At 66.1% G+C, this 19,935-nt stretch carries 15 protein-coding genes; 14 read left to right on the forward strand and 1 reads right to left on the reverse strand.

All coding sequences use genetic code 11. The annotated features are described in order from the left end of the window. Positions 1–19: 19 nt before the first annotated feature. The 3 genes from AC3WJT_RS08170 (at position 20) to moaA (ending at position 4,578) form a co-directional block, all read left to right on the forward strand. Positions 20–2,248 carry an adenosylcobalamin-dependent ribonucleoside-diphosphate reductase gene (locus AC3WJT_RS08170; protein ID WP_492342613.1) on the forward strand — a complete coding sequence of 743 codons (2,229 nt, stop codon included), beginning with the start codon at positions 20–22 and terminating at the stop codon, positions 2,246–2,248. Between the two features lie 78 nt (positions 2,249–2,326). After that, positions 2,327–3,502 carry an NnrS family protein gene (locus tag AC3WJT_RS08175; RefSeq protein WP_492342614.1) on the forward strand — a complete coding sequence of 392 codons (1,176 nt, stop codon included), beginning with the start codon at positions 2,327–2,329 and terminating at the stop codon, positions 3,500–3,502. Positions 3,503–3,594: 92 nt separating this feature from the next. Then, positions 3,595–4,578: a GTP 3',8-cyclase MoaA gene (moaA, locus tag AC3WJT_RS08180; RefSeq protein ID WP_492342615.1), complete on the forward strand. Its 984-nt coding sequence runs from the start codon at positions 3,595–3,597 to the stop codon at positions 4,576–4,578. Here moaA and ftrB read toward each other — a convergent pair whose 3' ends face one another. Further along, the gene (gene ftrB, locus AC3WJT_RS08185) at positions 4,579–5,355 is read right to left on the reverse strand and encodes a transcriptional activator FtrB (RefSeq protein ID WP_492343336.1); all 777 of its coding nucleotides are present in this window, start codon (positions 5,353–5,355) and stop codon (positions 4,579–4,581) included. It lies immediately after the preceding gene. Between the two features lie 350 nt (positions 5,356–5,705). Here ftrB and AC3WJT_RS08190 point away from each other — a divergent pair, with 350 nt between their 5' ends. The 11 genes from AC3WJT_RS08190 to mobA all read left to right on the forward strand — a co-directional run bounded on the left by AC3WJT_RS08190 (position 5,706) and on the right by mobA (position 19,343). Beyond that, positions 5,706–7,016 (forward strand): MFS transporter, encoded by a 1,311-nt coding sequence (locus AC3WJT_RS08190; RefSeq protein WP_492342616.1) that lies wholly within the window; start codon positions 5,706–5,708, stop codon positions 7,014–7,016. Positions 7,017–7,033: 17 nt separating this feature from the next. Beyond that, complete coding sequence (locus AC3WJT_RS08195) at positions 7,034–8,458, forward strand: MFS transporter (protein ID WP_492342617.1); 1,425 nt, start codon at positions 7,034–7,036, stop codon at positions 8,456–8,458. Beyond that, entirely contained in the window at positions 8,455–12,186 is a 3,732-nt protein-coding gene (locus AC3WJT_RS08200) for a nitrate reductase subunit alpha (protein WP_492342618.1), read from the forward strand. The genes AC3WJT_RS08195 and AC3WJT_RS08200 overlap by 4 nt, the downstream gene beginning before the upstream one ends. After that, positions 12,183–13,706, forward strand: a complete 1,524-nt coding sequence (narH, locus tag AC3WJT_RS08205; RefSeq protein ID WP_492342619.1) for a nitrate reductase subunit beta — start codon at positions 12,183–12,185, stop codon at positions 13,704–13,706. Before AC3WJT_RS08200 ends, narH begins: the two co-directional genes overlap by 4 nt. 1 nt (position 13,707) lies before the next feature. Continuing rightward, entirely contained in the window at positions 13,708–14,412 is a 705-nt protein-coding gene (gene narJ, locus AC3WJT_RS08210; RefSeq protein ID WP_492342620.1) for a nitrate reductase molybdenum cofactor assembly chaperone, read from the forward strand. Between the two features lie 10 nt (positions 14,413–14,422). After that, positions 14,423–15,151: a respiratory nitrate reductase subunit gamma gene (gene narI, locus AC3WJT_RS08215; RefSeq protein WP_492342621.1), complete on the forward strand. Its 729-nt coding sequence runs from the start codon at positions 14,423–14,425 to the stop codon at positions 15,149–15,151. Continuing rightward, complete coding sequence (locus AC3WJT_RS08220; RefSeq protein ID WP_492342622.1) at positions 15,148–16,260, forward strand: peptidylprolyl isomerase; 1,113 nt, start codon at positions 15,148–15,150, stop codon at positions 16,258–16,260. Before narI ends, AC3WJT_RS08220 begins: the two co-directional genes overlap by 4 nt. 5 nt (positions 16,261–16,265) lie before the next feature. Further along, positions 16,266–17,462: an alginate export family protein gene (locus AC3WJT_RS08225; RefSeq protein WP_492342623.1), complete on the forward strand. Its 1,197-nt coding sequence runs from the start codon at positions 16,266–16,268 to the stop codon at positions 17,460–17,462. 65 nt (positions 17,463–17,527) lie between these two features. Then, on the forward strand, positions 17,528–18,034 hold the full coding sequence (locus AC3WJT_RS08230) for a hemerythrin domain-containing protein (protein WP_492342624.1): 507 nt from the start codon (positions 17,528–17,530) through the stop codon (positions 18,032–18,034). Further along, positions 18,031–18,696 (forward strand): carbonic anhydrase, encoded by a 666-nt coding sequence (locus tag AC3WJT_RS08235; RefSeq protein WP_492342625.1) that lies wholly within the window; start codon positions 18,031–18,033, stop codon positions 18,694–18,696. The genes AC3WJT_RS08230 and AC3WJT_RS08235 overlap by 4 nt, the downstream gene beginning before the upstream one ends. Then, positions 18,693–19,343, forward strand: coding sequence for a molybdenum cofactor guanylyltransferase (gene mobA / locus AC3WJT_RS08240; RefSeq protein WP_492342626.1), 651 nt, complete (start codon positions 18,693–18,695; stop codon positions 19,341–19,343). The genes AC3WJT_RS08235 and mobA overlap by 4 nt, the downstream gene beginning before the upstream one ends. Positions 19,344–19,935: the final 592 nt, after the last annotated feature.

A 19,935-nucleotide genomic window follows, 5' to 3' on the forward strand; every position in this document is an offset into this window, starting at 1 on the left:
ACTTCCAAAGAGGCGTCCCATGGCGTTCGATACTCCGCTTGCCGGCGAAATCTGGTCCAGCAAATACCGTTTCACGCCGCAGGGCGAGCCGGGCGAGGGCGCGGTCGAGGACACGTGGCGGCGCATTGCCTATGCGGTCGCCGCGGCCGAAGACCCGGAGATCCGGGAGCCGATCGAGGCCGAGTTCTACGAGGCCCTGCGCGATCATCGCTTCCTGCCCGCCGGGCGGATCATCGCCGGCGCGGGCACGGCCCGGTCGGTGACCCTGTTCAACTGCTTCGTCATGGGGAAGATCCCGGACGATCTGGGCGGCATCTTTGACCATGTGCGGGAGGCGGCGCTGACCCTGCAGCAGGGTGGCGGGGTCGGCATGGACTTCTCGTCCATCCGGCCAGCGGGGGCCTTCGTGTCCGGCGTGGCGGCTGACGCCTCGGGTCCGCTCAGCTTCATGGATGTATGGGACGCCATGTGCCGCACCATCATGTCCGCGGGGCAACGCCGTGGCGCGATGATGGGCTGTCTGCGCATCGATCACCCTGACATCGAGGCCTTCATCGACGCCAAGCGGGCCGCCGGACGGCTTCGGAACTTCAACCTGTCAGTCCTGGTCAGCGACGCCTTCATGGCGGCGCTCAAGGCCGGCGACGACTGGCCCTTGACCTTCGGCGGCAAGGTGCATCGCGTTCTGCCGGCGGCGGATCTATGGGCGCGATTGATGCGCGCGACCTATGACAGCGCCGAGCCCGGCGTGATCTTCATTGACCGGGTCAACGCCGCCAACAATCTCGCCTACTGTGAGGAGATCCTCGCCAGCAATCCGTGCGGTGAGCAGATGCTGCCCCCCTACGGCGCTTGTCTGCTCGGCTCGATCAACCTGGCCCGGCTGGTGCGGTCGCCCTTCGAGGCGAGCGCGACGATCGATGAGGAAGAGTTGGGTCAGCTTACGCGCACGGCGGTGCGCTTCCTCGACAATGTCATCGACATCTCCCGTTTCCCGCTCGAAGCCCAGGCAACAGAGGCCCGGTGGAAGCGGCGGCTGGGGCTGGGGATCACCGGCCTGGCCAACGCCCTGACTTTCTGCGGCGCTCGCTATGGCGATGATCGGGCGGTTGAGCTGACGAAGCAGTGGCTGGGCGTCATCAAGCGGGAGGCCTACCGGACCTCGGCGCGGCTTGCGGCCGAGAAGGGGATGTTCCCGCTCTATCAGGACTCCATGCTGGATCGGCCGAACCTGGTGTCTCTGGATGAGGAGACCCTCGATCTGGTTCGCGCCCACGGGCTTCGCAATGGCTGCCTCACCTCGATTGCGCCAACCGGCACGACCTCGATCCTCGCCGGCAACGTCTCATCAGGCGTTGAGCCGGTGTTTGCCTATGCCTACAGCCGCAAGGTCCGGCAGGCCGACGGGTCGACCCGGGAAGAGCCTGTCGAGGACTACGCCCTGACGGTCTGGAAGTCCCTGCGCGGCGATCTGCCTCCGCCCGAGAGCCTGTTCGTCAGCGCCCAGACCCTGGTTCCCGCCGACCATCTGCGTATGCAGGCGGCGGCCCAGACCCTTGTCGACAGTTCGATCTCCAAGACCGTCAACTGTCCCGAGGACATCAGTTTCGAGACCTTCTCGAACATCTACCTCGACGGATACCGGCTCGGCTGCAAGGGCCTGACGACCTATCGGCCCAACGCGATCACCGGCTCGGTGCTCAGTGTCACGCCGCCGCCGACAAGCGCGGCGACCAGGCCGCTGGAACCGCATCTGGCGAGCCGCCCGCAGGCCCTCGAGGGCATGACCTACAAGATCAAGTGGCCCGAGAGCGACTACGCCGTCTACGTCACGCTCAACGACACGGTCGACGCCGATGGCCGGCGGCCGTTCGAGATTTTCGTCAATTCTCGCAACATGGACCACTACGCCTGGACCGTGGGGCTGACGCGGATGATCTCGGCCGTCTTCCGCCGAGGCGGCGACGTGTCCTTTGTCGCCGAAGAGCTGAAGGCGGTGTTTGATCCGCGCGGCGGAGCCTGGCTGGACGGCAGGTATGTTCCCTCGCTGCTGGCGGCGATCGGGGGCGTGGTGGAGCGACATATGACCGGCGCCGGGACAGCGCCAGGTCCCTCGCAGGAGCTTGCGCCTCCGTCAGCGGAGGCTGCCCCGCGCCTTGCTTGCTGTCCGCGTTGCGGGGCGGCGGCGCTTGTCCGCAAGGAAGGCTGCGACACCTGTCTCGACTGCGGTCATTCCAAATGCGGCTAGTTGGCATTTGACATTCGACAAGGCGGCCTTGCGCGGCCAGGTCTAAGGCTTTCGCCTGATCCAACAGGTGAGACCGTCATGACTTCCGCCGCCGCGCGCCGTCAGTATTCCGGGCCGGCCCTGTTCAGCTTCGGCTTTCGGCCGTTCTTCCTGGGGGCGGCGATCTGGGCGGCGCTGGCGCTGCCGCTCTGGCTTTGGGCCCATTTGGGCGGTCCGGCGGCCGCGATGATCGATCGTAACTGGCACGTGCACGAGATGCTGTTCGGCTATGTCGGCGGCGTTGTCGCCGGCTTCCTGCTGACCGCCGTGCCCAACTGGACCGGCCGCCTGCCGGTCTTGGGCGTGCCGCTGGCCGCTCTCGCCGCGCTCTGGTTCGCGGGCCGGCTGGCCATGCTGCTGGGACCCGCGCAGCCTGCAGCCGCACTTGTGGACGCAGCATTCCTGGTCGTCTTCGCCGGAGTGGTCTGGCGTGAGGTTCTCGCCGGTCGCAACTGGCGCAATCTGCCTGTGGCTGTGATGGTCACCCTGCTGGCGCTCGCCAATCTCGCCTTTCACAGCCGGCTGTTCTGGCCGGAGCTTGGCCCGGCGGCCGAACGCGGCGCAGTGGCGATGATCGCCATGCTGATCGCCTTCATCGGCGGCCGGACCGTGCCGAGTTTCACCCGCAACTGGATGGTCCAGGTCGGGCGTGCGCCGCTTCCGGCGCAGGCTGACAGGCTTGATCAGGCCGGGGTTGTTCTGGTCGCTGCGGCGGCAGCGTGCTGGATCACAGTTCCGGATCAGCGCCTGACCGGCATCGCCCTGTGCATTGCTGGACTAGCGACACTGATCCGCCTGTCGCGCTGGCGGACCGGGCAGATGCTGTCGGAGCCGCTGCTATGGAGCCTGCACGCGGGATATGGCTGGCTGGGCCTGGGCCTGATCCTCGCCGGAGCCCACATCCTCGTCCCCGCCATCGTGCCCCGCACGGCGGGAATCCATGCGTTGATGAGCGGAGCCGCCGGGGTCATGACCCTTGCCATGATGACCCGCGCAACGCTCGGGCACACGGGCCGGGAGCGCCATGCGGACCGGGCGACCGTGGCGCTCTACGCGGCAATCAACCTGGCGGCGGTCTGCCGCATCGCGGCAGCCTTTGCTCCTGGCGCGGTCGCCGTCTTGCTGGTCGCGGCGGCGATATTCTGGGTGGCGGCCTTTGCCCTTTTCATTGTTCGCTACGGCCCGATGCTCCTCCGACCGCGGCTCGCATCATGAGCACGACAATGCATCGATTGGCCCTCAAGCGGGATCAACGCGAGGCACCTGTGTCGCCCCACGAAGGTCGACACTCCGCAGAGGTGGACCCGATGTCCCGTCTCGTCGACGGCTTCGGCCGGCGCTTCAAATACCTTCGACTGTCGATCACCGAGGTGTGCAATTTCCGCTGCACCTATTGCCTGCCCGACGGCTACCAGAAGACCGCCTCGCGTCCCTTCCTGACGGTTTCGGAAATTGGTCGGCTGGTCGAAGCCTTCGCCGGGCTGGGCGTGGGCAAGGTTCGGCTGACCGGCGGCGAGCCCTCCGTGCGCCGTGACCTGGGCGAGATTATCCGACGTGTCCACGACACACCGGGTGTCGACAAGGTCGCGGTGACAACCAACGGCTGGAACCTGGCGCGGCAGATCGACGACTGGCGCGCGGGCGGCCTGACCAATCTCAACGCCAGTGTCGACTCACTGGACCGGACGCTGTTCCACCAGATCACGGGACACGACCGTCTGCCCGCTGTGATGGGCGGGCTGGATCGCGCGCTTGAGCTCGGCGTGCCCTCGGTGAAGATCAACGCGGTTCTGCTGAAGGATGCCGCCGGCCCGGACCAGTTCGCCCAGTTCGCCGATTTCGTCCGCGACCGACCTGTCGCGGTGCGCTTCATCGAGCTGATGCGGACCGGCGACAACGCCGACTATTTCGCGCGTCAGCATGTCGGCGGACAGCTCTTGCGGTCCTGGCTTGAGTCCGGCGGCTGGACGCCGGGGACGCGCGGTCAGGATGACGGGCCGGCAGTTGAATACGTCCATCCCGATCACCGTGGACGCATAGGCCTGATCGCGCCCTATGGCGCCGGCTTCTGCGACGGCTGCAATCGCCTGCGGGTGACGGCCAGGGGCAAGTTGAGGCTATGCCTGTTTGGAGATGGCGGTATCGATCTGCGGGATCTGCTTGTTGATGACGCCGATCGTCAGCCGCTTGTTGAGCGCATCGCCGGGGCCTTGGGCGGCAAGGCGGCGGGCCACCGGCTCGCAGAGCAGGTCACCGGCGATACGCGGCATCTGGCCCAGCTGGGCGGCTGATCAGTTCAGGGCGCCGACAGTGCTGTCGCTCGCGCTGCACTCCCGCGCCGCCACACCCACCCGGGCCGCGGAGGGCTGCAGGTGGCTGTCGATCAGACGGTCGGGCTTGGCCAGGCGGTCGAGCACGACAGGGCGGTGTATCGACACGTCCGGGCCGTTCACCGAGACCCCATAGTCCGCGAGATTGGCGAAGGCGCGCGAGAGGTTCTCCGGCGTCATGCCCAGCAGGGAAGCGAGCACCCGCTTTTCATGGGGGAGGGTGAGGGTGGGGCCGCCGCCCTGGCTGACCTGTTCGGCCAGCAGATAGTTGGCCAGCCGTTCGGACGCGCCGCGCAGCTTCTGGTTCTTCACGGTGCGAACGAGGCCGCGATAGCAGCCCGACAACTCTTCGGCGACGGCGACAGCGAAACCGGCGTCTTCCTTCATGGCGCGGCGCACGGCCTCGCCCGAGATCATCAGGATGTCGGATCGTTCGATCGTTCGCGCGGTCATCAAGGCGTCTGCGTCCAGTACAACCGCGGCAAGGATGAAGGTGGAAATCGGACGCAGGACGGCAAGGGTCGTTTCCTTGTCGTTCCAGGTGCCCTGCAACTCGGCGAGCCCCTCGATCAGCACGTAGAGGAAGTCGACCGGGTCCCCCTCCATCAACAGCGTCGTGCCCGCAGGAAACTTCTGCAGGAAGGCGCCTGCGATCAGACTGTCAAAGGTACGCGGCAGAGCCCCTTTGAACAGGGGGAGTGCCCGGACACGTTCGACATCGGCGCTGCGCATGGGCATGCCCATTCTCCCCAATCCTGTCATTTGAGTTCAACGACTCGCGCGCCGTCGTGCCTTGATGTGGATCAACCCCCATCTGCAACAGGACATGCACTTGATGAAAATCAAGTCTAAATCAAATCTAAGTCAATCCAGCCCAATAATCAGATCAATACTTCGGTTGGATTTGCTGAAATACTTTCCAATGCTCCACGGAATATGGGCTTCTTTGACTCGGATCAATTGTTCCGCGCTGTCGCTGCATCAGAAACAGGGCATCAGCCGGTGATCGTCGCCGGCGCGGAAAAACGGTTTCGCAGATGGTCGGGGACTCGCCCAAAGCCGCAGTCGGCGCCGGTTCGGCGCTCTGGATGAGCACTTTCGCCTTCACCGCCTGTTTCGCGGTGTGGACGATCTTCTCGATCATCGGGGTCCAGATAAAGCAGGACCTGGGTCTCAGCGAAGCGCAGTTCGGCCTGCTGGCAGGCACACCGATCCTGACGGGCTCGCTGGTGCGGGTTCTTCTCGGCGTATGGACCGACCAATATGGCGGCCGGGTCGTCAACTTGATGGTCATGCTGTCCGCGGCTCTGGCGACCTTTCTGCTGTCCTACGCCGAGACCTATCCGCAGTTTCTGATCGCTGCGCTCGGGGTTGGGATGGCCGGCGGTTCGTTCGCCGTGGGCATCGCCTACGTGTCCAAATTTTTCCCGAAGGAAAAGCAGGGCACGGCGCTGGGGATTTTCGGCGCGGGCAACGTCGGCGCTGCGGTGACGAAATTTGCGGCTCCGTTCGTGATGATTGCCTTTGGCTGGCAGTCGGTGGCCCAGATCTGGGCCGGTGCTCTCGCGGTGATCGCAGTGGCCTTCTTCCTGCTCACCCGCGACGATCCCGCGCTGGTCGAACGCCGCCGCACCGGCGCCAAGCCGGTCAGCACCGCGATGCAGTTCACGCCGCTGATGAAGCTGCAGGTCTGGCGCTTCTCGCTCTACTACTTCTTCGTCTTTGGGGCCTTCGTCGCCCTGGCCCTGTGGCTGCCGCACTATCTGGTCGGGGTGTATGGCCTGAATATCAAGGTCGCCGGCATGGTCGCCGCCGCCTACTCGATCCCGGGCTCTCTGTTCCGCGTCTTCGGCGGCTGGCTGTCGGACAAGATCGGCGCGCGGCGGGTGATGTACATCACCTTCAGCGTCAGTGCGGTCTGCACATTCCTGCTGTCCTACCCGCCGACCAGCTACACCGTCTCCGGTATTCACGGTCCGATCAGCTTCCACCTGGAAACGGGCCTGGGCGCCTTCATCGTCTTGCTGTTCTGCCTTGGCTTCGCAATGAGCTTGGGCAAGGCGGCGGTGTTCAAACACATCCCGGTCTACTACCCGGGCAATATCGGGTCGGTCGGCGGTCTGGTCGGCCTGGTCGGTGGCCTTGGCGGCTTTGTCCTGCCGATCACATTCGGCCTGCTCAATGACATCACAGGCGTGTGGACCAGCTGCTTCATGCTGCTGTTCGTGCTGGTCGCCTCGGCCCTGACCTGGATGCACTTCGCCATCCGGCGGATGGAGCGGGCGCGGACGCCCGGGCTGTCCGATCTGCCTGAACTGCCGGAAATGTCCGGCCTGCACCCCAGTCCCTCCAGCGGTCCCGCTCCCGTCGCCCCGGCGCCGGTCGCGGCCGCCAGCTGACCCTCAAGGAGCGCCCGATGGCTTCCGTCCCGACCCCCAAGCACGTGCTGGACGACTGGCGTCCGGAGGATCCCGCGTTCTGGGCGTCCACCGGCAAGAAGGTCGCGACCCGCAACCTTTGGATTTCGGTCCCCAACCTTCTGCTGGCCTTCTCGGTCTGGATGGTCTGGTCGATGGTCGTGGCCAAGCTGAAGCTGATCGGCTTCACCTTCACCACAGACCAGCTGTTCTGGCTGGCGGCATTGCCGGCCCTGTCGGGCGCGACCCTGCGGATATTCTACAGCTTCATCGTCCCGGTCTTCGGCGGCCGCATGTGGACGGTGCTCTCAACCCTGTCCCTGCTGGTCCCGGCGATCGGCATCGGCCTGGCCGTACAGAACCCTGACACGCCCTACATCGCCTTCGTGATCCTGGCCCTGCTGTGCGGCTTCGGCGGCGGCAACTTCGCCTCCTCGATGTCGAACATCTCCTTCTTCTTTCCCAAGGCGGAGAAGGGCAACGCGCTGGCAATCAACGCCGGGTTCGGCAACCTCGGCGTCAGCGTGATGCAGTTCCTGATCCCGGTGGTCATCACCCTGGGCGCCTTCGCTCCGGTGGTCGGTGCGCCGCAGATCGCCGTTGAAAAGGGTGTCGAGAGCCAGATCTGGCTGCAGAACGCCGGCTTCGTCTGGGTTCCCTTCATCCTGGCCGCGGCAGCCGCCGCGTGGATCGGCATGAACGACATCAGCTCAGCCAAGGCCTCCTTCGCCACCCAGGCCGTGGTGTTCCAGCGCAAGCACAATTGGATCATGTGCTACCTCTACGTCGGCACCTTCGGCTCGTTCATCGGCTTTTCGGCGGCCTTCCCGCTGCTGGCCAAGACGCTGTTTCCAGCGGTGATGGTGCTGAAGATCGCATTCCTCGGCCCCCTGATCGGCGCCCTGTCTCGCGCCCTGACCGGCTGGGTGTCCGACAAGTGGGGCGGCCAGCATGTCACCCACTGGGTGTTCCTGGCCCTCTCGGTCGGGGTGCTGGGCGTGCTCTACGGCGTCGGCGCCATGGGCGCAGCGCCGTCGTTCCCGCTCTTCTTCAGCGCCTTCCTGTGGCTGTTCTTCTGGACCGGCGTGGGCAACGCCTCGACCTTCCAGATGATCCCCGCGATCGTGCGCGCGGACATGCCCCGGCTGATGCCGAAGGCTGACCTGGTCACCCGCCTGAAGGCCGCGGACATGGAGGCGGCGGCCATCGTCGGCTTCAGCTCGGCCATCGGCGCCTATGGCGGCTTCTTCATCCCCAAGGCCTTCGGCGACTCGCTCAAGGCCACCGGCGGTCCGGAGACGGCGCTGTTCCTCTTCCTCGGCTTCTACCTGAGCTGCGTGGTGGTGAACTGGGTCTTCTACGCCCGCCGCCGGTCGCTTCTGAACACCCCCACGATGACCCCAGTTCCGGAGCTCGCGGCATGAGCCATACCCTCGACCGCCTCGCGTTCTTCACGCGCAAGACCGAGCTGTTCTCAGACGGCCACGGGGTTATGAACGACGACGACCGCACGTGGGAGGAGGCCTATCGGTCCCGCTGGCGGCACGACAAGATCGTTCGTTCGACCCATGGCGTGAACTGCACGGGCTCCTGTTCGTGGAAGATCTACGTCAAGGGCGGGATCGTCACCTGGGAGACCCAGCAGACCGACTATCCGCGCACGCGGCCGGAGCTGCCCAATCACGAGCCGCGCGGCTGCGCGCGGGGCGCCAGCTACAGCTGGTACCTCTACTCGGCCAACCGGGTAAAGTATCCGCTGGTCCGCTCGCGCCTGCTGCGTCTGTGGCGTAAGGCGCGCGAGACCCTGGCGCCGGTGGCGGCCTGGGCCTCGATCCAGGACGATCCTGCGGCGCGCAAGTCCTACACCAGCATGCGCGGCTCCGGCGGCTTTGTGCGGGCGGACTGGGACGAGGTCACCGAGATCATCGCGGCGGCCAATGCTCATACCGTCAAGCGGTGGGGCCCTGACCGTGTGTTCGGCTTCTCCCCGATCCCGGCCATGTCGATGGTCTCCTACGCCGCCGGCGCGCGCTATCTGCAGCTGCTCGGCGGGGCCTGTGGCTCGTTCTACGACTGGTACTGCGACCTGCCGCCGGCCTCGCCCCAGACCTGGGGCGAGCAGACCGACGTGGCCGAAAGCGCCGACTGGTACAATTCCAGCTTCATGCTGCTGTGGGGCTCGAACGTTCCGCAGACCCGAACCCCGGACGCCCACTTCTACACCGAGGCCCGCTATCGCGGCGCCAAGTCGGTGGTCATCTGTCCCGACTACTCGGAGGCCTCGAAGTTCTCCGATCTGTGGCTGCCGGTGAAACAGGGAACCGACGCGGCCCTGGCCATGGCCTTCGGTCACGTGATCCTCAAGGAGTACCATCTGGACAAGCAGGTGCCGTACTTCCGCGACTACCTGCGCAAGTACAGCGACCTCCCCATGCTGGTCAGGCTGGTTCCGCAGGAGGGCGGCCTTGTGCCCGAGCGCCTGCTGCGCGCGTCCGATTTTGTTGGCGATCTGGAGCAGGCCAACAATCCCGACTGGAAGACTGTCGCCATCGACGAGGCCAGTGGCGAGATCGTCGTGCCGAACGGCTCGATCGGCTTCCGCTGGGGCGAGGACGGCCGTTGGAACCTCGAAGAACGCGACGCTGCGGACCGCGAGACCACGCTGAAGCTGGGCCTCAAGGACGCGCACGACGAAGTCGCTGGGGTGCGGTTCCCCTACTTCGCCAACACCGCCTCCAACGGCTTCGCCTCGACTGATCATCCCGACGTGCTGACGCGGAATGTGCCGGTCCGCCGCGTGATGCTGAAGGACGGCGAGGCGATGGTCGCCTGCGTCTACGACCTGTTTCTCGCCAACTACGGCGTCGACCAGGGCTTCGGCGGCGACTGCATGCCGACCTCCTACGACGATCTGCAGCCCTATGCGCCGGCTTGGGCTGAAGCGATCACCACCGTGCCGCGCGAGCAGATCATCGCCGTGGCCCGCGGCTTCGCCACCAACGCCGAGAAGACCAACGGCAAGTCGATGGTGATCATCGGCGCGGCGATGAACCACTGGTTCCACATGGACATGAACTACCGCGGCGTCATCAACATGCTGGTGATGTGCGGTTGCGTCGGTCAGTCCGGCGGCGGCTGGGCCCACTACGTCGGCCAGGAGAAGCTGCGGCCGCAGACCGGCTGGGCCCCGTTGGCCTTCGCCACCGACTGGATCCGTCCGCCCCGTCAGCAGAACTCGACATCGTTCTTCTACGCCCACTCCGACCAGTGGCGGTATGAGACTGTCGACATCGACGAACTGCTCTCGCCGACCGCGCCAGAAGGCCCGTGGAAGGCCTCGATGATCGACTTCAACGTCCGCGCCGAGCGGATGGGCTGGCTGCCGTCGACGCCGGCGCTGAAGACCAATCCGCTTGAGGTGGCTAAGGCTGCCGCCGCCGCGGGTGTTGATCCGAAGGCCTTCACCGTGGCCGGACTCAAGGACCGCTCGGTCGAACTGTCCTGCATGGACCCGGACGATCCTGCCAACTGGCCGCGCAACATGTTCGTCTGGCGCTCGAACCTGCTCGGCTCCTCCGGCAAGGGGCACGAGTACTTCCTCAAGCACCTGCTCGGAGCGTCGCATGGCGTCCAGGGCAAGGACCTGGGCGAGACCGGCAAGGTCAAGCCGGTCGACGTGGTCTGGCATGACCAGGCCCCGGAGGGGAAACTCGACCTCCTGGTGACCCTCGACTTCCGCATGTCGACCACCTCGGTCTACTCCGACATCGTTCTGCCGACGGCCACCTGGTACGAGAAGAACGACCTCAACACCTCCGACATGCACCCCTTCATCCACCCGCTGTCGGCGGCCGTGGATCCCGCCTGGGAGTCGAGGTCGGACTGGGAAATCTTCAAGTCGATCGCCCGCAAGTTCTCGGAGGTCGCACCGGAGGTGCTGGGGGTCGAGAAGGACGTCGTCCTCACCCCGATCCAGCACGACAGCCCTGGCGAGCTCGCCCAGGCGTTCGAGGTGAAGGACTGGTACCTCGGCGAATGCGACGCGGTCCCGGGCAAGACGATGCCGCAGATCACCATCGTCGAGCGCGACTATCCCAACCTCTACAAGCAGTTCACGGCGCTCGGTCCGCTGCTCGACAAAGTCGGCAACGGCGGCAAGGGCCTCGCCTGGAAGACCGGCCACGAAGTCGATCTGCTTCGCGAGTTGAACGGCGCGGTACTCGACGTGGGCCTCACGGAGGGCATGCCCAGCATCGATAGCGACATCGACGCCTGCGAGACCATCCTGATGCTCGCGCCGGAGACCAACGGCGAGGTGGCGGTCAAGGCTTGGCACGCGCTGGAGAAGCAGACCGGCCGCGAGCACGCCCACCTGGCGATCCCCAAGGAGGACGAGAAGATCCGCTTCCGCGATCTGCTCGCCCAGCCGCGCAAGATCATTTCCTCGCCGACCTGGTCGGGCATCGAGAGCGAGAAGGTCTGCTACAACGCCGGCTACACCAACGTGCATGAGCTGATCCCCTGGCGGACGCTCACCGGCCGCCAGCAGCTCTATCAGGACCATCTGTGGATGCGGGCCTTCGGCGAGGCGCTGTGCGTCTACAAGCCGCCGATCGACCTCAAGACCACGCACGTGAAGGGCCTCAAGCCCAACGGCGAGATCGAGATCGTCCTCAACTTCATCACCCCGCACCAGAAGTGGGGCATCCACTCCACCTATTCCGACAACCTGCTGATGCTGACGCTGAACCGCGGCGGGCCGGTGGTCTGGATTTCGGAGACGGACGCCCGCAAGGCCGGGATCGTCGACAACGACTGGATCGAGGTTTTCAACGCCAACGGGGCCCTGACGGCCCGGGCGGTGGTTTCCCAGCGCATCCGTGAAGGCACGACCTTCATGTACCACGCGCAGGAAAAGATCGTGAACACGCCGGGCTCGGAGATCACCGGGCGGCGCGGCGGCATCCACAACTCGGTCACCCGGGCGGTGCTCAAGCCGACCCACATGATCGGCGGCTACGCCCAGCTGGCCTACGGCTTCAACTACTACGGAACCGTCGGCTCCAACCGGGACGAGTTCATCGTCCTTCGCAAGATGAACAAGGTCGACTGGCTCGAAGAGCCGCTCGAGTCCCGGGAGTTCGGCCAATGAGGATCCGCGCGCAGATCGGCATGGTGCTGAACCTCGACAAGTGCATCGGCTGTCACACCTGTTCGGTCACTTGTAAGAACGTCTGGACCAATCGTCAGGGCGTTGAGTACGCCTGGTTCAACAACGTCGAGACCAAGCCTGGCATCGGCTATCCCAAGGATTGGGAGAACCAGAAGAAATGGAACGGGGGCTGGCGGCGCAAGGCCAACGGCAAGATCGAACCCCGTATGGGTGCCAAGTGGCGGATCCTGTCGAAGATCTTCGCCAACCCCGATCTGCCCGAGATCGACGACTACTACGAGCCGTTCACCTTCGACTACGGCCACCTGCAGTCCGCGCCGGAGATGAAGCATTTTCCGACGGCCCGGCCGCGTTCGCAGATCACCGGCCAGCGGATGGAAAAGATCGAGTGGGGGCCCAACTGGGAGGAGATCCTCGGCGGAGAGTTCGCCAAGCGGTCTGAAGACTCCAACTTCGAGGGCATCGAGAAGGAGATCTACGGTCAGTTCGAAAACACCTTCATGATGTACCTGCCGAGGCTGTGCGAACATTGCCTCAACCCCACCTGCGTGGCGGCCTGTCCCTCGGGCGCGATCTACAAGCGTGAGGAGGACGGCATTGTCCTGATCGACCAGGACAAGTGTCGCGGCTGGCGCATGTGCGTGTCGGCCTGCCCTTACAAGAAGATCTATTACAACTGGGACTCCGGGAAGTCCGAGAAATGCACCTTCTGCTTCCCGCGTATCGAGGTGGGTCAGCCGACGGTCTGTTCGGAAACCTGCGTCGGCCGCATCCGCTATCTCGGCGTCCTCCTCTATGACGCCGACCGCATCGAGGCGGCCGCCGCGACGCCGAACGAAAAGGACCTCTACCAGGCCCAGCTCGACGTCTTCCTCGATCCGAACGATCCCGCGGTGATCGCCCAGGCGCGTCTCGACGGTGTGCCGGAAGCCTGGCTCGAGGGCGCACGCCGAAGCCCGGTCTACAAGATGGCGATCGAGTGGAAGGTCGCTTTCCCGCTCCACCCCGAATACCGGACCCTGCCGATGGTCTGGTACGTGCCGCCGCTGTCGCCGATCCAGTCGGCGGCCGCCTCGGGCGCGCTGGAGAACGACGGCCAGATGCCCGATGTGGCCAGTCTGCGTATCCCGGTCCGCTACCTGGCCAACCTGCTCACCGCGGGCAACGAGCCGCCGATCGTCACGGCGCTGGAGCGGATGATGGCCATGCGCGGCTTCATGCGCGCCCGCACGGTGGAGGGGGTCACTGACCACGCTCTGGCCGCGCGGGTCGGCCTGACCTCTGCCCAGATCGAGGAGATGTACCGGTACATGGCGATCGCCAATTACGAAGATCGCTTCGTCATCCCCACGACCCACCGCGAGACCGCCGAGGACGCCTACGAGCTCCGCGGCGACTGCGGCTTCTCCTTCGGCAACGGCTGCTCCGGCGGCCGCACCGAGGTGGGCCTGTTCGGCTCCGATCCGCGTTCGCGCGCCAAACCCGTCATGGAGGTCTGAGATGGCCCTTACCTACAAGGCCTTGGCGGTGCTGCTGGCCTATCCGACCGCCGACACGCAGGAACTGGCCGCAGCCGCCGTACAGGCGATCGAGGAAGAGGGCATGGTTCCCCTCCAGGTTCGCCGCTCGCTTGGCCGGCTGGCCGATGAACTGGCGAACGGCGACCTGTTCGAGCTGCAGGAACGCTATGTCTGGCAGTTTGACCGCACCCGCTCGCTGTCGCTGAACCTCTACGAGCACGTTCACGGCGAAAGCCGCGACCGCGGCCAGGCTATGGTCGCCCTGCTGGAGCTCTATCGCAGCAAGGGTGTCGAACTGTCGGCCAACGAGCTGCCCGATAACCTGCCGGTGTTCCTCGAGTTCCTCTCCCTGCTGCCCGAGGCCGAGGCGGCCTCGCTGCTGGGCGAAGCCGCCCATGTCCTGGCCGCCATGGGGCAGCGTCTGCACAAGCGCCAGAGCCCATACCGGGCAGTGTTCGGCGCCTTGACCGCCCTCGCTGGCGCAGAGGCCGACGCCGAGGCGCTCGCCTCGCTGATGCAGGAGCCGGATGACGATCCCGGCGACTTCGAGACGCTCGACCGACTGTGGGCTGAAACCGCCGTCACCTTTGGCCCGTCCGATGTCGGCTGTCCAAAGGCCGACGATCTGGTCCGCGCCATGAACGACGCCCCCGCGCCCGCGCGTCGCCGCGCCGGCGCGGCCTGAGGAACTGACGATGGACCTCAATCACATCCTTTTCGGCGTCTATCCCTACATCGCCATGTCGGTGCTGGTGATCGGCTCGGTCGTGCGCTTCGACCGCGAGCAATACACCTGGCGCACGGGCTCCTCCCAGCTTCTGCGCCGGCGCCAGCTGGTCATGGGCTCGGTGCTGTTCCACCTTGGCGTCCTGGCGATTTTCGCCGGCCACTTCGTGGGCCTGCTGACCCCGATCTGGGTGTTCGACGCCCTGGGTGTCAGCCACAGCTTCAAGCAGATGCTGGCCATCGTCGCCGGTGGCGGCGCGGGCGTCCTCATGCTGGCAGGCGGCCTGCTGCTATTGCACCGCCGCCTTTTCGACCCCCGCATCCGCGCCACCTCGACCTTCGGCGACACGGGCATTCTCATCCTGCTGATCGCGCAGCTATGCCTCGGTCTGGCGACCATCCCGCAGTCGCTGCAGCATCGCGACGGCCACGAGATGCTCAAGTTCATGACCTGGGCCCAGGGCATATTCACCCTTCGGGCGGGCAGCGCCGACCTGCTGGCCGAGGTGCACTGGGTGTTCAAGACCCACATCGTGCTTGGCCTGACGATCCTGCTCGTCTTCCCGTTCACCCGGCTGGTGCACATGCTGTCGGCGCCGGTCTGGTACCTGAACCGCCGCGGGTGGCAGCTGGTTCGCACCCGACGAGCCATGCCGACACGCCACGAAGCCACCCGCCGCCCGGGAGGGCAGTCATGAGCGCCCTTCGCTACGTCGTCACCGACGGCGTTCAGATCCCGGAGAGCCTGATTGCCCAGGAGGCGCAGAACCACCCGGGCGGATCGCCGGAGGAGGTCCGCGCCGCAGCCGCGCATGCCCTGGCGGTGCGGGCCCTGCTGCTCGATCGCGCCGCAGAACTCGGTCTGGTCGCAGAGCCGGAGCTCGACGAACGCGGTCGCGAGGAGACGCCAGAGGAAGCCCTCGTTCGCGCCGTTCTGGCGGAGGAAGTTGATCCGGAGACGCCGAGCGAGGCGGAGTGTCGGCGGGTCTATGACGCCAGCCCGGCCCGCTTTCGGACGCCGGTCCTCTATGAAGCCTCGCACATCCTGTTCGGGGGCGAGGGCGAGGATGTCACCGCCATCGAGGCGGCCCGGCTCGCGGCCGAGACCGTCGGACAAATGCTGCGGGATACGCCCGCGCGGTTCGCCGATCTGGCGCGGGAGCATTCAGCCTGTCCGTCCGGCGCGGTCGGCGGTTCGCTCGGCCAGCTCGGGCCGGGCGATCTCGCCCCGGAAGTCGAGCGGGCCTTCGCCGCGCTTCTGCCGGCGCAGATCTCGTCAAAGCCCGTGCGGTCGCGCTTCGGCTGGCATGTCCTGCGTCTTGATCGCCGTATCGAGGGCCGTCAGCTGCCGTTCGAGCAGGTGGCCGGCCGCATCCGGATGCACCTGGAAAGCCGCGCCTGGATAGCCGCCGCTGTTCAGTACGTGGCCGACCTCGCCGACCGTGCCCGTTCGCGCGGCGTGGGCCTGGTGATCTCGGCCGACGGCCTCCCCACCGAGGGCGCGACCCTTGGCGACATGATCGCCGACGAAGCCGCGGCGCCCCGTCTGTTGTCCTGGCTCGCAGCCACCGACGCCGGCCTGCTGTCGCGGGTCGAAGCTGCGGCGGAAACCGACGGCGCCGCGCCGGCGGACTGGGTCCGCGCCGCCGTGGCCAACTTCGTCCAGGGCGGCGACGACGAAGCCTGGACCCGGGTCATTTCCGCAGCCCAGGGCGCCGAGGATCCCGCCCTTTCGGCACTTGGCGCGATCCTCAAGTCGCGGCTCGTCCCTGCCAAGGCCACCTTCACCCTCATCCGGAGACGTTGATCGCCATGCGTCGTCACCTGGCCGCTTGCCTCATCCCCCTCGCCATCGCCGCCTCGTCGGCCCCCGGCCTCGCCCACGCTGCCGAAGGGCAGGGCGACTGGATCGTCGACGCCCGCCTGCGCTACGAATTCGTCGATCAGACCGGCTTCGCCGAGGAGGCGGGCGCCCTGACCCTGCGCACCCGGCTGGGCTACGAAACCCCGGCCTGGAAGGGTTTCAAGGCGTTGGTTGAGGGTGAGAACGTCAGCGCCCTGTCGGACCGCTACAACAGCACCACCAACGGCCAGGTCGCCTATCCGACCGTTCTCGACCCCGAAACGACCGAGCTCAATCGCGCCCAGATCTCCTGGTCGGGCGCCAAGGCGAACGTCGTGGTAGGCCGCCAGCGGATCGTGCTCGGCAATGCCCGCTTCGTCGGCAACGTCGGCTTCCGCCAGAACGAACAGACCTTCGATGCGGCGAAGGTGGCGTTCAAGGTCAACCCGACCACGACACTGACCTGGATCTACGTCGACCGCGTTCACCGGATCCTCGGCGACGACAGTCCGCAGGGCGAGTGGGACAGCGACTCCCACGTCATCCAGCTCGACTCGAAGACCCCCATCGGGCAGCTGACCGCCTACGGCTATCTGCTCGATTTCGAGTCCGCCCCGCTGCAATCCAGCGCCACCTGGGGCGCCCGACTGACCGGGTCTCGTCCGCTGGCGGTCGGTCCGTCGCTGACCTGGGAGGTCGAGTACGCCCGCCAGGGCGACTATGGCTCCAATCCTGTCGACTTCGACCTGGACTACCTCGCCCTGGCTGCGGGCCTGAAGGCGGACAGCCGCTACATTACCCTCGGTCTGGAAAGGCTCGACGGCGACGGAGCGCGCGGCTTCGGCACGCCGCTGGCGACCCTGCATGTGTTCCAGGGCTGGGCGGATGTCTTCCTCGCCACGCCCGCCCGGGGCGTGAAGGACATCAACCTCCGCGCCGGGGCGACCGTCCCGCTTGGGGGCCGCAAGCTGAAGCTGGCGGCAGCGGTGCATGACTTTTCTGAGGCCGACGGCGGTCTCGACTACGGGAGCGAGATCGATGCCTCGGCGTCCTTGCCCCTGACACCAAGGTTGTCGTTCGAGGTGAAGGCCGCCCGGTTCAATGGCGATCTTCCGGCGTTCGCCGACCGCACCAAGGTCTGGGTGACACTTGAGCTGAAGCTGTGAGCCGGGGGAGGGCTTCGCCGCCGCCCGAAGCTGACGGCGGGATCGAACCGATCTCGTCCGATCTCATGGCGAGCCCTCTGGACTTCTTCTTCGCCGAGCACTTCCGGCATCGGCAGCTTTGCGGATTGATCGATCAGCTGAGCATGACGACCTTCTTCGAACCCGGACCCATTGCGGAGGTGGTCGACTTTCTCCGGTTCGAGGCTCCCATCCATATCATCGACGAAGAAGAGGATCTGTTCCCCCTGCTGCGTCGTCGTTGCCTTGCCGAGGACGAGGTTGAAGGGGTGCTTGGCGTGCTGTCGGCCGAACACAAGGCTGACGGCCTGCTCGGCAAGGTCGTGCGCACCTATCTCGAACGCTGCCTGGAAACCCGCGCCGCGCCCGGTGCGACCCTTGAGGGGCGACGGGACCTCTCGGCCTTCGCCGCGCAGGAGCGGCGCCATCTGGCGCTGGAGAACGCGGTGGTCCTGCCGATCGCCCGCCAGCGACTGACATCCGAGGACCTCGCCGGGCTGGCCCGAAGACTGGCGGCGCGGCGCGGCATGGCCCCGGCGGAGACCAGCGCGTGATCGCCGAGCTTTTCGACCGCAACCTGCGCTGGGCGGCGGGCCGCGCGAGGGTGGACCCGGAGTACTTCCGCCGGCTGGCGAGCCAGCAAGGGCCGGACTATCTGTGGGTCGGCTGTTCCGACAGTCGCGTGCCGGCCAACGAGATCGTGGGCCTCGATCCAGGCGAGCTTTTCGTCCACCGCAATGTCGCCAATCTCGCCCCGCCACAGGACGCCAATTTCCTGTCGGTGCTCCAGTTTGCGCTCGAGATCCTCAAGGTGCGGCACATCATTGTCTGCGGTCACTATGGCTGTGGCGGCGTTCGGGCGGTGCTGTCAGGCCAGCGTCATGGGCTGATCGATCACTGGCTGCAGCCGGTTGCGTGCCTTTGCCGACGTGACGCCGCCGAACTGGACGCCATCCTGGATTTCGACGCCCGGGTGAACCTCGTGTGCGAACGCAATGTGCTGGCCCAGGTCGAGAGCCTCGCCGACAATCCTTTCGTCCGGGACGCGTGGGGCCGTGGCCAGACGTTGTCGATCCACGGCTGGATCTATTCGATCCAGGACGGGCTGTTGCGCGACCTGGAAACCTCGATCGAGAGCGTCGCGGACGCCACGGGCCGAAGCAGCGTGGCGCTGAAGGTGACACGTGGCCGACCGCGCCGGGGGCGGGCGGGATGACGCCGAGCCTTCTGGTCGTGGTTCTGGCCGGAGGAGAAGGCCGGCGCATGGGCGGCGGCAAACCGCTGCGCCTCTTCCGGGGCCGGAGCCTGATCGCCCACGCCCTCGACCGAGCGCGCAGTTGGTCGCCACAAGTCGCCGTGTCCGTGCGCTCTCCGGACCAGGTGGGGCCGGTCGCGGCGCCGCTGGTGCTGGACGACCCGGGCGTTGAGGGGCCCTTAGCCGGCCTCTCGGCGGCGCTGTTATTCGCTCGCGACCAGGGGCTAGAACGGCTTCTCACGTTGCCCTGTGACATGCCCGGCCTTCCCGACGACCTCGCAAGGCGCCTGGAGCAAGCGGTCGTGCCGGGGGCAGGCGTCGCCATTGCGATGTGTGCGGGCCGTCTGCATCCGGTCTGCGCTGTTTGGGATGTTGAAGTACAGGCCAGTCTCTCGGGTTACCTGGCCGGTGGTCGGTCATCGGTAAGAGGCTTCGCCGAGACTGTCGGGATGAAGGCCGTGGTCTGGGATGACGCGTACGCGACAGCCTTCGAAAACTTCAACACCCAGGCCGAGCTAGGCCGTGCGGATGGTGGTGTGCGCAATCGCCGGACCGCTTTGGCGAATGTTGCCCCTGAGGATACGAAAACTTCGGATATTGGAACTTAGGCGCGGAAAGTTCGAGTCTCAGCTCTCAGCCCTCCGGATCGAACGGCCCAATCAACGTCAGATCTAGCCGCCCGCCGCCAGCGCTTGGCTTCGCCGAGCAGTTTCTCGCGTCGCTCTTCGATCGATTTTGCATGGGCCGCGCGTCGGGCCTGGCCTTCCTCGCCCCTGATCTGAAGCGCGCCATCCTCGAAGGACGCCAGCCCGCGGCGATGAACCTGCAAGCCATAATGACCCGCGATCTGCCTCTCGCTTGGGACGCTCAGCGCACGCTCTTCCGAAGCTGAGATCAGCTTTCCTGTTATTCCCTAATACGGCGTCGCGGGTCCCTGATCCGCGGCGTTTTTTCCCTGTTCGGGCTGAAATAATTCCCTGTTCCGGATGCGGGAATTTGGCGGCGGGGGCTGACGCAATCCCTTGCCGTAGTTACGATAGCGCGAGTCCGTCGAAACCCGGGAAGAGCGCGATTTGGGCGCTTTTCCCTGTATCTTCCCTGTAGTCGTCGTCGGGCCACGGGTCAGAGGGAAACAACACCGACTACGGCGATGCAGAGACGGGCGGGGAATTCAGGCCCTGGAGGGGCCGCATTCAGGCA

This window comes from Caulobacter sp. FW305-C-30-S16 (assembly GCF_058783025.1).